The following is a 13039-nucleotide window of genomic DNA, read 5'->3' on the forward strand; positions in this document are numbered from 1 at the left end:
AGTGAGTTTGGCGATATAGAAATCGCTTTGCTCTATTTTAACAACATTATTATTTACTATTAAAACAAAGAGCGTCAAAATAAAACCTAAATGACCAAAAATAAAAAGATCGCCTAAATTGTTTTTAGACGACCTCTTTTATTGCCTATAAATTTTACTATATTATTCAGCATCTAAATAATCAGGTGTGCCGTCGTTATCAGAGTCTGTAAATGTTATAACAACACCTATATATTTTGATATCATCCCACTTGAATCCCTTATTGTTTTTATCTTGTTTAAAAGAACCTCATTAGATGCTAATGGAATAGCTAAAACTTCATTACGTGTGTCTCTTTCATAGTTAGTAATTGTTATTTCATTGATTGTAGCAATTCCATCATTATCATCATCGGGGTCTGATATATTGATTAAATTATCTTCATCAGAATTTATCAACGCCAATTCTTCAATAGTTGTAAAAGGCTCTCCATTTTCATCTAATCCCTCAAGATAAGATGGAATTCCATCATTATCTATATCACTTTCAAAATACTGCAATAATTCAAATTTAAAGATTAAAGGAGAGTAAGCTGGTAATCTTCCGCTTGGACCTGTTGAATTAAAATACCCTAAACCAGACGGCAAAAACATAACGCCAACACCTGGGTTTAAAAATTCTACAGTACCATCCTCATTTTCAAAAAAATCTTCAGCAGTATTAAACTCTGGGAAAACATTCCTCCATCCTTCTATAAGATTCAATAAATCAAAGCTTACAGGTGATAAAAAATTATTTCCATCAAAAATAATTCCATTTAAAAAAGAGCCCTCATAAGTCATACGGATATTATCTGTAAACATAGGAGAATCGACAAATGTTGGAAAATCTACACCACCGCCATGATTTAATCTAAGTATATAGTATTCATAATTAGTATCAAAAGAAATCGTATTTTTTGTTTCTATAGCATTCAATAAAAGCGTATTACCAATTGGAACATCCCCTCCCTCTTCTATTTCTGAAATTATTAAATCTTGAATTGTTGGATTTGGATTAGAACCGTCGTAAGCACTAGAATTATAATAGTGCGTTTTTAAATAGCTCATTATTGAGTCTTTATCAGCTATTTGTTGTTCTGTTCTATCCCTCGGTGGCACAGGTACAAACGCGCCTCCATCATCCTCGTTACACGAAGAAAAAACTAAAACAAAACTTAATATAAAAAAACCTATTTTTCTTAAACTCATTATTTCGTATTTTTGAGCCTGCAAGATACAATTTTAATATAGTCTTGCACAAGAATATTAACGCCCTTTAACACAATAATTGTATGCGTATAGATAAGTATTTGTGGTGTATTAGATATTATAAAACCAGATCAATTGCCACAACAGCATGCAAAAAAGGGCAAGTTAGAGTAAATGAAGATATTGTTAAACCAAGTAGAGAGGTTTATCCGCAAGACGTCATTCAATTAAGGAAAAACCAAATAAACTACAGACTGAAAGTAAATGAGATTCCTGAGAGTAGAGTTGGTGCAAAACTGGTTGATATCTTCAGAACAGATACCACTCCGAAAGAACAGTTTGAAGCTAAAGAACTCTTAAAATATTCAAAAGACTACTACAGAAAAAAGGGCGTTGGTAGACCCACAAAAAAAGATAGACGAGATATTGATGATTTTACAGAAGAAACATCTTCAATATAAATTTTATAGCTAAGTCATCTTTAATTAGATGTTATATCTGACCTTTGAAAAAAAAATAATAATATACAGATAAAAATGAGTAATTTTATCTTTCAATTTTATAAATAGACTATGACAGTTAAGAATAATACAATCCTTAATCATAGAGAAATAACTCATAAAATAAGACGCATTGCTTTTCAAATTTATGAAAGTAATGTTGATGAAAAAGAGGTTGTTTTGGCAGGAATTGATAAGAATGGCTATGTATTTGCTAAAAAATTAAAAACTGTGCTTGAAAAAATATCAGATATTAATCCAATACTTTGTAAAGTAAGTATTGATAAAAAACATCCTTGGAAAGATATAAAGACATCCATATCAGTTGAAGATTACAAAAATAAGTCTATTGTATTAGTTGATGATGTTTTAAACTCTGGAACCACATTAATATATGGTGTTAAACATTTTTTAAATGTCCCTTTAAAACAATTTAAAACCGCCGTTTTAGTAAATAGGAATCATAAAAAATATCCAGTAAAAGCAGATTTTAAAGGTATTTCTTTATCTACTTCGTTAAATGAGCATGTTCAAGTCATGCTAGAAGGTAAAACTTATGAAGTTTTTTTAGAATAACGCAAGAATTATATCTTCAACAACATCACCCTTTGTTTTACCATCAATAGTTACTTGAATTTCTGCTTGGTTATAAAACTGAATGCGTTCAAATAAATGTTTTCCAATAAACTCAGTCATTTCTTCGATATTTTGGATGTGCGCAATTAAAGGCCTTTTAGCTTTTTTCTGCATTAATTTATTTGCCAATGTACTCAAAGACGCTTTTAAATATATACTCTTAACATTTTTACTATTTAAAATAACATCTATATTTCCACTGTAACAAGGGGTACCTCCTCCAACAGATAGTATGGTATTATTTTCAGACTTTAATAATGCTCTTAAATAAAAGGCTTCTTGCTTTCTAAAATAAATTTCACCTTTCGTTTTAAATATCTCACTTACAGATATATTTTCTTTTTCTTCTATAAAATCGTCTAAATCCAGAAAATTATAATTTAATTTTCTTGCTAATTTCTTTCCAATCGACGTCTTTCCAGAAGCCATATATCCAATTAATACAATGATCATTTTCTCGCTATAAATTGATTATTAAAAACATACGTTTTAACGATGCAAAAAAACGAAAATTTCTTCAAAAAAAGTATTGTTTTATTAATTAAACATTTTATATTTGCACCCGCTAACCGCAATACGTTAGTTTGGAATACTGACCTGGTAGCTCAGTTGGTAGAGCATCTCCCTTTTAAGGAGAGGGTCCTGGGTTCGAGCCCCAGCCCGGTCACAAAAAAAGTTAAGCTTTATTGCTTAACTTTTTTTATTTTTACACACTTCATTAATGCGCACGTGGCGGAATTGGTAGACGCGCTGGCTTGAGGGGCCAGTATCCGTTTTAGGATGTGGAAGTTCGAATCTTCTCGTGCGCACTTTATTAATTAATTCTTCTATTTAATTGATTAAGAAAGTTTGCGTAATTCGTATTATTAGGATATAATCTTACTAAATTTTCAACCACATTTTTTGCCTTTACTATTTTATTATCTTTTGAGTATAAATAAGCCAACATATACAATAATTCTTCATTATTAGGATCTTTTTTTAGTCCTTTCAAAGAAAATAATTCTGCACTCTTCAAATCATTAACCTTATCATAAAGCAAACTTATGTTGTAATATGTTCTTATATTTTCGGGCATATAGTATATGGCTTGTTTCATCTGCATAATGGCTTCATCATACTTGTTTAACTCTGCCAATAATAAACCATAAGAGTAATAGGTTTGCCCAAATTCTGGTTCTTGCTTTATTATAGCTTTAAAAGCATCTTCTGCCTTAATAAGGTCACCATCTTGATAATATAAATTAGCCAAATTTGTTCTAACCATATTATTGATATTATCAATTTCTAAAGCACTTTCATATCCTTTTATAGCCGTTTTTAAATCCCCTTTTTTTAAGGCATAATCTGCTTTTTTAATTCGTCCTCCAACAAAATCGGCAGTGGCTTTTATATTGGTGTCAAATTCCTTTTTTACTTTTTTATATGTTGCTTTGTAAGATTCAGGTATTTGAATTTGATCTAAAGGGGCTAGAACAAAAAATGCTTTTACTCTTACAGAACGTTTTTCGTCTTCAAGTAATGGTAATGCATAATTTATATAATCTTGAGAATTAACCGCCCCTAGCACGTCTAAAGAGGCTGCTCTAACCATAGGCGAGTCGTCATTTAAAAAGCTAATCATTTTATCAATACTAGTTGTATCTAAATAATTACTCATGGTTTTTACTGCAGAGGCTCTGGCAATTTCTGGATAAATAGTATCATTTGCTAATTCTAATAACGCCTCTAAACCATCTGGTTGTCTTGTTATCCCAGGCGCTAGAAGTTCTGAAAAATGTTTGTTATCTGGTTGGCCGTAAGACTTCTTAAATTGTTCCCAAGCCCATGTATCGTCTTTATCAGTATGACATTGTGTACAAGCATTTGGGGTGCCATATTTTAAACTTAAATCTGGTCTTGGCACTCTAAAACTATGGTCTCGCCTAAAATCATTACCCATATAATACTTCCCAGTCATGTGGCAGTTAATACATTTAGCACCATCTGATTTTTCGTTATGAAAGTGATGAGAAGGCGTATTATAAGAATCCGGTAAATGACATTGTGTACATAATTGATTGCCTTCAAATTTTAATTCTAATGAATGTGCATTATGGCAATTAACACAACTCACACCATTATGATACATTTTACTTTGTAAAAACGAACCGTAAACATAATCTTCATCTAAAATTTGACCATCCGGATGGTATAAATTCTCAGCAATCAATTGCGGAAAATAATGGTCTAACATGGTGCCTTCAAAATTAAAATGAGATGTAATTTGTTCTCTTCGCATGTGGCATCTTGCACATTCATCTACAAGTTGCTTAGAATCACTACTACTTACCATTTTTAAGTCACCCATAGGTTTGTAATTATCACCTAGTTTATTAGCTTGTTCCACATGGTCTTTACCTGGTCCGTGACAAGCTTCACAACTTACATTTATTAGCGCATACTGGGTATCATAACTATGTGTTTCAAAATCATAATTTTTTCTAACGTTTGTTGAATGGCAGTCTGAGCACATGGTATTCCAATTTAAACCTCCTCTAGACCAGTGTAACCACTCTGAATGCACAACCTTAAAATCTGGATATAAATCAAACCATTTATTTTTTTCAGTATCCCAAGCCGTTCTTAAACATTGATAATGTCCATTTGGAAATTGCACGATATACTGTTGTAGCGGTTTTATTCCAAAAACATATTCAATTTTATAATCTTCATAAGTACCTTCTGGTCCTTCAGTATTTACATAAAAATCTTCTCCTTTCTTAAAAAAATGAGAAGTTACCTCTTGACTTTTAAATTTTACATTGTTAAAATTTCCTAGTATAGTTGAATCTGAAACTACTTGCATCGCTTTATCATGATGAGATCCTTGCCAAGATTTAAACTCAGAAGCGTGACATTCTTTACATTTTTGATCTCCTAAAAAATGATTATCAGGAATTAGTTTAGTAGATGTGAAAATATTTTTTACTAGTTCGGAATCGTTTATATACTCTGATTTTTTTTGTTTACAAGAGAAAAAAAATATTATTAAAATGAAGATTAACGATGATTCTTTAAAAAAATTCAATACAAAAATATTTAAAATTTAGTAAGTTTTAAAAATAAATCATTTGTAGAGTATAATAGCTAATCTAAGTCATGTTTTTTTCATAAAAAAAGGATATTACCTTTAAAAAAATCAACAAAACAAATACTTTGTAGACATATTTTATTGCTCATTTAATAAAAAAACGTATTTTTGTTTAACAAAATTCAGATTTTAATGAACAATATAAAGGTAAATTTTAGCATTAAAGACTTAGAAAATCTTACAGGTATAAAGGCTCATACCATACGTATATGGGAAAAGAGGTATAATTTACTTAGTCCCAATAGAAGTGATACGAATATTAGAAACTACAGTTTAACTAGTTTTCAAAAGCTCTTAAATATTTCGTATTTAAACAATAATGGGCTCAAGATTTCTAAAATTGCAAAACTCAAGGAAGATGAAATTCCTGTAAAAGTAAGAGAAATTGCTTCTAGGGCTAAAGTTGAAGACCATGCTATTAATGCATTAAAAATGGCCATGATTAATTTTGATCAGGTTTTATTCTATAGTACTTATAACAATTTACTAGAAAATAAGACATTTACGGAAATATTCTATTCTGTATTTTTACCACTTTTAAATGAAATTGGTCTGTTATGGCAAACCAATACAATAACACCAGCACATGAACATTTTTTATCTGTTCATATGAAACAAAAAATACTTTTAAATACGGAACGCTTACAGCTTTTGGAGCCTAAACCCGTTTCAAAAACATTTGTTCTTTTTCTCCCGGATGATGAAATTCATGATATTGGTCTCCTGTTTGTAAATTATCTTTTAAGAAGTAAAGGTTACCATACTATATTTTTAGGTGAAAGTGTACCTATGGAAAGTTTAACAGATTTACTTGGCTTTTTTGATGAAGTTAACTTTGTATCTTATTTTACTGTTTATCCAAAAGTTGAAGACATTCCTGGATACCTTGAAAAATTCAAGAACTTACTGCTTGAAAAAGAAAACACTAAACTTTTGCTATTAGGTAAAAAACTTACTGATTTTGAGGTAGAAAACATCCCAAAACAAATTTCCATATTCAATTCCATTGAAAATTTAGTTAAAGATTTATAAAAACTTTATCCCTTTTTAATTTTTTAATTATTTTTTTTACCATATGAAATCAACAATAAACATAATAGGATCAGGTTTTTCATCTCTAGCAGCTTCTTGCTACCTCGCTCAAGCTGGATATGAAGTAAACATTTTTGAAAAAAACCAAACTATTGGTGGTCGTGCAAGGCAACTTATTAAAGACGGTTTCACTTTTGATATAGGTCCAACTTGGTACTGGATGCCAGATGTATTTGAACGTTTCTTTTCAGACTTTAATAAAAAACCATCTCAGTATTATACCCTAGAAAAATTAAGTCCAGCCTACAGCGTGTACTTTGGCAAAAACGATTATGTAACTATAGAAGATACACTCGATAAAATAACAGAAGCTTTTGAAAAAGAAGAAAAAGGAAGTTCAAAAAAGCTGAAAAAGTTTATCGATAATGCGAAAAATAATTATGATATTGCTATTAAAGATTTAGTATATAACCCTGGAGTTTCACCCTTAGAATTGGTAACACCAGCAACAATAAAAAAAATAAATCAATTTTTTAGCACCATAAAAAAGGATGTTAGAAAAGAATTTAAAAATGATAGGTTAGTAAAAATACTAGAATTTCCGGTATTGTTTTTAGGCGCAAAACCAAGTGACACCCCATCGTTTTATAGTTTCATGAATTATGCCGATTTTGGATTAGGCACATTTCATCCTAAAAAAGGCATGTATCAAGTTATTCTTGCTATGGAAAATTTAGCTAAAGAACTTGGTGTTAACATTAAAGTAAATTCACCTATTGACAAAATTATTGTTGAAAACGGAAAAGCTAAAGGTATTGTTTCAAATGGAGAAAATTTTCATTGTGATGTTGTTGTAAGTGGTGCAGATTATCATCATACTGAAACACTTTTAGACAAACCACTAAGACAATACTCTGAAAATTATTGGGAAAAGAAAACTTTTGCCCCTTCCTCCCTACTTTTTTATGTTGGTTTTAATAAAAAATTAAAAAATGTTAACCACCACACGTTGTTTTTTGATGTAGATTTTGATGTACATGCCGAAGCTATTTATGATAATCCAAGGTGGCCAGAAAACCCACTATTTTATGCAAGTTTCCCAAGTATTACTGATGATAACGCAGCTCCCGTAGGTAAAGAAGCTGGCATTTTTTTAATACCTTTAGCACCAGGTATTGAAGATACTCCAGAGTTAAGATCACAGTATTTTGAAAAAATTATTGATCGTTTTGAGAATTTAACTTCGCAAAATGTAAAAAATGATATTATATTTAAAGAAAGTTTTTGCTTGAACGATTTTGTAAAAGATTATAATTCATACAAAGGAAATGCCTATGGAATGGCTAACACCTTATTACAAACTGCATTTTTAAGACCAAAACTAAAAAGTAAAAAAGTAAAAAATTTATTTTTTACCGGACAATTAACAGTTCCAGGACCAGGTGTTCCTCCTTCGTTAATTTCTGGTAAACTAGTAGCAGATTTAGTAACTAAACATCATAGTATATAAGTATGAAATCCCTTTTTGATAATGTTTCTTACAATAGCAGTAAGCTTGTAACAAAAACTTATAGCACCTCCTTTTCATTAGCAACTAAAATGCTATATAAATCTATACGTGGTGATATTTACAACATCTATGGCTTTGTAAGGTTTGCTGATGAAATTGTAGATTCATTTCATGATTATGATAAAGAACGTTTATTCAATAGATTTTCAGAAGATTTAGAACTTGCTTTAGAACATAAAATTAGTCTTAACCCCATTTTAAATTCATTTCAGCATACATTTCACAAATATAGTATAGATAAATCTCTTGTTGATGCTTTTATGAATAGTATGAAATTAGACTTACATAAAACATCTTATTTAACAGATGAAGAATACAAAGCATACATTTATGGCTCTGCGGATGTGGTTGGACTCATGTGCTTAAAAGTTTTTGTTAATGGTGATGATGAAAAATATAACGAACTTAAAGATACAGCCATGTCATTAGGCTCTGCATTTCAAAAAGTGAATTTTTTAAGAGATTTAAAAGCAGATTATGAAGGCTTAGATAGAACATACTTTCCAAATACCGATTTAAAAAATCTTGATGAAATTTCAAAACAAGATATCATAGACGATATTGAATCAGATTTTGAAAAAGGATTAAGCGGCATAAAAAAACTACCTATTGAAGCTAAATTCGGAGTATTTATGGCCTATAGATATTACAGTCAACTTCTTAAAAAACTCAAAAAAACGCCTGCATTAAAAATTAAAGATTCAAGAATAAGAGTTTCAAACCCAAAAAAAATTGAACTTTTAATGCGGAGTTATGTAAAATATCAATTAAATTTAATGTAAATTTTAAGTCATGTTTACACTTTACTGGATACTCATATTTTTAGGCACTTATTCCTTCATGGAATTTATGGCTTGGTTTACTCATAAATATATTATGCATGGTTTTTTGTGGAGCTTACACAAAGACCATCATCATAAAGATCATGATAGTTGGTTTGAACGTAACGACGCTTTTTTTATATTCTATGCCGTTGTTAGTATTGGTTTCTTCTTTCTTTGGAAAAATACCAGTTTTTGGGCTGGTTTACCTATTGGTCTAGGCATTTTCGCCTATGGCTTGTCTTACTTTATAGTACATGATATATTTATTCATCAACGATTTAAGCTTTTTAGAAATGCCAATAATTGGTATGCTAAAGGTATAAGAAGGGCTCATAAAATTCACCACAAACACTTAGGAAAAGAAAAAGGTGAATGTTTCGGAATGCTATTTGTGCCTTTTAAATATTTCAAAAAATAGTATTATCAATATTCTATAATGGCAGATAATAACCATTTCGATTATATTATTATTGGAAATGGGCTTGCAGGATTACAGCTTGCTTTAAAAATGGCTTCAGATGTTTTTTTTGATGAAAAACGCATTGCTCTAATTGATAATTCACAAAAAAATACAAATGATAAAACTTGGAGTTTTTGGGAAACAGAACCTTCCCATTGGAATAATATTACCCACCAATCCTGGAACAAAGCTTCAATAATAACCTCTAAAAAACAGATTGATTTAAATCTAAACCCTTATCATTATAAATCAATTCGTTCCATTGACTTCTATAATTACTCTAAAAAAAAACTTTCTAAAAAAATAAATATAGAGTTTATCATAGAACATGTTGAATCCTTAAATGAAGATGATATAATTAAGGTTTCAACTAATAAAAACACATATAGAGCAAATCATGTTTTTGATAGTAGAATTCCTGAAACGTTCTCAATTGATTCAAAAAATAGTATTTCGATTATACAACACTTTAAAGGTTGGGTTATAAAAACAGATAATAAAGCTTTCGATAAAAATAGGGTTACCATGATGGATTATCGATTGAAAGATGGTGAGCAAACTACATTTACTTATGTGTTACCTTTTTCTGAAACTGAAGCTTTGGTTGAATTTACATATTTTACGTCGCAAGTTGTAAATGAGGATACTTACGATGCATTTATTAAAAAATACATCAAAGCGTATTTGAACATAGAAAACTATTCCATTATTGAAACTGAAAAAGGTCAAATACCTATGACTAATTTTTCTTTTGAAAAATTCAATACAAAAAAAGTAACTAAAATTGGCACAGGTGGTGGTTGGGTAAAAGGTTCAACAGGCTATTCTTTTAAGCACACCGAAAAAAAAACAACTAAAATTATTGAAAATATTAAAGCAAATAAACTTCCATCAAACGGTTTGTTTAATAGAAGATATAAATTTTATGATAAAGTATTTTTAAAAGTTTTAAAAGATGAAAATCACAAAGGCGAATGGCTTTTTCAGCAATTCTATGACAAAAATTCTATACAAACTATGTTTCGTTTTTTAGATGAGGAATCTACTTTCCTTGAGGAATTAAAAATTATGTGGTCTTTATTCTCTTGGAGCTTTATAAAAGCGTTCTTTAAAACACTATAAAATTAATTTATCTATAGTCTTTCTAATAGCTTTACTATTCCAATTAGCAGCACCCGTTTTATCAATGATTATTTTGCCTGTTTTATCTATTAGAAATGTTCTAGGGATACTCGACACGTTAAAATGCTCCGGATATTTAGTCAATGCGTTATAAACCTTAAAAGTATATTCGTTTTTACTTATAAACTTATTGATTACTGGGAAGCCTTCATTTGAAACAAAAACAAATTCAATGCTATCTTTATAATCATCATATAATAACTGCATACTAGGCATTTCTGCTATACAAGGCGGACACCAAGTTGCCCAAAAATTAACAAAAACTACTTTGCCTTTTGTATCCTCAAAATTAAAAATAGTACCATCTTCAACTTTTAATTCCCAGTTATAGTTCTCCACTTTAATCTGTTTGGATTCATCAATTATAGAGGGACTAAAAAGTGCTAGACTTTTATGAAGTAAGACCTGTATGGGTTGTCGCGTTTGCGGAAAAAGCAACACACCAATTATTATAAAAAAAATAATGTTCTTTATTTTACTTCGAGAAAAATTCATTATTATAAATTTTAAGGCATAGCTCCTAAACTGAAACTATGCCTTAAATCTAACAAAATAACTTTTAATCTTATCTATTTACTTCACCCCAAGGTAAAGAAGTTAAATTCTGACCAAAATTATATGTCGCGGGAGCGGTATCTTGTCCTGCTGTACCTACTAATGGTTTAATTGCAAAAGGTGCTGGTGAATCATCGGGAATAGGTTCAACAGAAATTACTACTGTTCTTCCTCTTACATCCAAAGGGAATGTTTCACCTGCTGGTGCATTTAAAAAGAAATCTTCTCCTGGTACTGGAGGTCCAGCTTGAGATGTTTCGCTAAAATCATCAAAAACATCAGCGGTATTAAAAGCATTGAATGTTCCTGTAGTAATCGGTCCGTTATCCCCCACTACCCAGCCTTCATAGGCCCAACCTGCTGGAAGAGTTGGTAATACAAAGTTAGGTGTTGGAGGCATTCCTGGAGTTCCAAACCAAACACCGTTTTCATCATTGCCGTTATTGGTTCCTGTTTCATCAGTTGGAGTTCTTAAAAAGAATGCTCCTGCCGCCGAACTAAAATCTCCAACAATATCGGTATTTACACTAGCTGAGTTTCCAACGAAATCACCAACCAGAAGTTTTGTATCTGCTGGTGCGGGGTTAGGATCGTTTGATGGTTCAATAGAAAGCACAAATCTTGTAGCACTACTTAATTGATCTGCTTCAACTGAAAAAACTTGTGGAAATGCAACCGAAGAAAACGTACCTGTTGAAACTGGTACGCCATTTACAATTATCCATCCCTCGTAAACATAATCGCTACCTAATGCTTCTAATCCATTAAGGTCTATGGTTAAGTTCGCATTTGCTGGTGCGTTATCATCATCATTACTACAAGAAGTAGTAAATATTCCTAAGGCAAATAATGCCAAAAACATTTTTTTAATCATGGTATTTATTTTAGTATTTTAATTATACTTCAAAATTATACCATGCCAGTCTTATAAAATGTTAGCTAACTAACATTATGCCATTTATAAGAGGAAATAATCGCAATAATTTCCTCTTGAAAACGACATTAAGCACTTTTTTCATGTATTCGTATTTCTTTCCTAGAAAATTCAATAATACGCTCCTCTTTCAACTCGTTTAATAAAACATTAAGTGTAGGTCTTGAAGTGCCAATTAAACAAGCTATGTCTTTTTGTGTGTAGGGGTGTTGTATTACTTTATCACCTGTTTTTTCGCAATCATAACCATATTCTGCGCATAATTCATCTAAAAATTCAAGGAGACGTGTTTTTGCATCTTTGAAAAGTAAAAGCTGTAATCGTCTTTCTAATTTTCGTAGTCTAAAACCAATGACTTTGTATATTTTTAAACTAAACGTTTGATTGTTTCGCATTAAATCATACATAGTATTCACCCCAACAGGACATATGCTTGTGCTATTATCGATAGATTGGGCAAACTCTTCTCGTTTAGATTCTCCTAAAATAGCTGTTTCTCCAAATATTTCACCGCGGGTTAAAATGGCTTTTACAATTTCGTCTCCTTCTTCACTGTAATATCCAATTTTTACTTTTCCTTTTTCTATTAGGTAAACTTTGTTTGCAGAATCTTCTTCAAAATAAATGTAGTCTTTCTTTTTATAGACATCAAAATCATGATCTGCCTTGTAGGCTTTAAATTTGTGTGGACAAAGTACCTTGAAGAGATTGACATCGTCAAAAAACCAAAGTGATTTCATTATGCTAGCTTGTTTTGTTAGAACTGAAATAGTCGAAATTTATAATCATTACTTACGAAAAGGGCATAAAAAAAACCTCCGCAGTTGGGAGGTTCATTTTATATAGGCAGTATCTCATAAACTGTGTAAGTTTTAAAATCTCAGGTTAATATTTAGCCTGAGATTTTTTATTTATTAATTTTAAATTTTACACATTTATGAAACCAGAAGATTTATTGAACGAAGATTTTTTAAAGCAATTTA

The 13039-nt window shown here is 30.5% G+C and carries 13 protein-coding genes and 2 tRNA genes; 9 read left to right on the plus strand and 6 right to left on the minus strand.

Going from position 1 to position 13039, the window contains the following annotated elements; all coding sequences use genetic code 11:
* Window positions 1-162: 162 nt before the first annotated feature.
* Window positions 163-1230 carry a hypothetical protein gene (locus P8K68_RS13805; RefSeq protein ID WP_300252179.1) on the minus strand — a complete coding sequence of 356 codons (1068 nt, stop codon included), beginning with the start codon at window positions 1228-1230 and terminating at the stop codon, window positions 163-165.
* A gap of 83 nt (window positions 1231-1313) precedes the next feature.
* On the opposite strand from P8K68_RS13805, the gene P8K68_RS13810 reads away from it, so the two are divergent.
* Together P8K68_RS13810 and P8K68_RS13815 are read left to right on the plus strand one after the other, a co-directional pair.
* Complete coding sequence (locus tag P8K68_RS13810) at window positions 1314-1691, plus strand: S4 domain-containing protein (protein ID WP_300252182.1); 378 nt, start codon at window positions 1314-1316, stop codon at window positions 1689-1691.
* Window positions 1692-1802: 111 nt separating this feature from the next.
* On the plus strand, window positions 1803-2306 hold the full coding sequence (locus tag P8K68_RS13815; protein WP_300252184.1) for a phosphoribosyltransferase domain-containing protein: 504 nt from the start codon (window positions 1803-1805) through the stop codon (window positions 2304-2306).
* Here P8K68_RS13815 and P8K68_RS13820 read toward each other — a convergent pair.
* Window positions 2298-2819: a shikimate kinase gene (locus P8K68_RS13820; protein ID WP_300252187.1), complete on the minus strand. Its 522-nt coding sequence runs from the start codon at window positions 2817-2819 to the stop codon at window positions 2298-2300. The genes P8K68_RS13815 and P8K68_RS13820 overlap by 9 nt on opposite strands.
* A gap of 141 nt (window positions 2820-2960) precedes the next feature.
* Here P8K68_RS13820 and P8K68_RS13825 point away from each other — a divergent pair.
* Together P8K68_RS13825 and P8K68_RS13830 are read left to right on the plus strand one after the other, a co-directional pair.
* Window positions 2961-3033: transfer RNA gene (locus P8K68_RS13825), tRNA-Lys, on the plus strand.
* Window positions 3034-3089: 56 nt separating this feature from the next.
* Window positions 3090-3175, plus strand: a tRNA-Leu gene (locus tag P8K68_RS13830).
* 5 nt (window positions 3176-3180) lie between these two features.
* On the opposite strand, the gene P8K68_RS13835 is transcribed toward P8K68_RS13830, so the two are convergent.
* The gene (locus P8K68_RS13835; RefSeq protein ID WP_300252190.1) at window positions 3181-5436 is read right to left on the minus strand and encodes a multiheme c-type cytochrome; all 2256 of its coding nucleotides are present in this window, start codon (window positions 5434-5436) and stop codon (window positions 3181-3183) included.
* Window positions 5437-5631: 195 nt separating this feature from the next.
* Here P8K68_RS13835 and P8K68_RS13840 point away from each other — a divergent pair, with 195 nt between their 5' ends.
* From P8K68_RS13840 to P8K68_RS13860, 5 genes are read left to right on the plus strand one after another with little or no spacing between them, the layout of a single operon-like run.
* Complete coding sequence (locus P8K68_RS13840; protein ID WP_300252193.1) at window positions 5632-6531, plus strand: MerR family transcriptional regulator; 900 nt, start codon at window positions 5632-5634, stop codon at window positions 6529-6531.
* Window positions 6532-6574: 43 nt separating this feature from the next.
* Window positions 6575-8041, plus strand: coding sequence for a phytoene desaturase family protein (gene crtI / locus P8K68_RS13845; protein WP_300252196.1), 1467 nt, complete (start codon window positions 6575-6577; stop codon window positions 8039-8041).
* 2 nt (window positions 8042-8043) lie between these two features.
* The gene (locus P8K68_RS13850) at window positions 8044-8883 is read left to right on the plus strand and encodes a phytoene/squalene synthase family protein (RefSeq protein WP_300252198.1); all 840 of its coding nucleotides are present in this window, start codon (window positions 8044-8046) and stop codon (window positions 8881-8883) included.
* A gap of 10 nt (window positions 8884-8893) precedes the next feature.
* Window positions 8894-9343 (plus strand): sterol desaturase family protein, encoded by a 450-nt coding sequence (locus tag P8K68_RS13855; protein ID WP_300252202.1) that lies wholly within the window; start codon window positions 8894-8896, stop codon window positions 9341-9343.
* A gap of 18 nt (window positions 9344-9361) precedes the next feature.
* Entirely contained in the window at window positions 9362-10507 is a 1146-nt protein-coding gene (locus P8K68_RS13860) for a lycopene cyclase family protein (protein WP_300252205.1), read from the plus strand.
* Here the strand turns inward: P8K68_RS13860 and P8K68_RS13865 are convergent.
* The 3 genes from P8K68_RS13865 to P8K68_RS13875 form a co-directional block, all read right to left on the minus strand.
* Entirely contained in the window at window positions 10502-11062 is a 561-nt protein-coding gene (locus tag P8K68_RS13865) for a TlpA disulfide reductase family protein (protein WP_300252208.1), read from the minus strand. The genes P8K68_RS13860 and P8K68_RS13865 overlap by 6 nt on opposite strands.
* A gap of 70 nt (window positions 11063-11132) precedes the next feature.
* Window positions 11133-11996 carry an anti-sigma factor gene (locus P8K68_RS13870; RefSeq protein WP_300252211.1) on the minus strand — a complete coding sequence of 288 codons (864 nt, stop codon included), beginning with the start codon at window positions 11994-11996 and terminating at the stop codon, window positions 11133-11135.
* 128 nt (window positions 11997-12124) lie between these two features.
* Window positions 12125-12796 carry a Crp/Fnr family transcriptional regulator gene (locus tag P8K68_RS13875; RefSeq protein WP_300252214.1) on the minus strand — a complete coding sequence of 224 codons (672 nt, stop codon included), beginning with the start codon at window positions 12794-12796 and terminating at the stop codon, window positions 12125-12127.
* Window positions 12797-13039: the final 243 nt, after the last annotated feature.

Origin of the sequence: Algibacter sp., assembly GCF_029245835.1 — a bacterium.
Taxonomy (GTDB): Bacteria; Bacteroidota; Bacteroidia; order Flavobacteriales; family Flavobacteriaceae; genus Algibacter_B.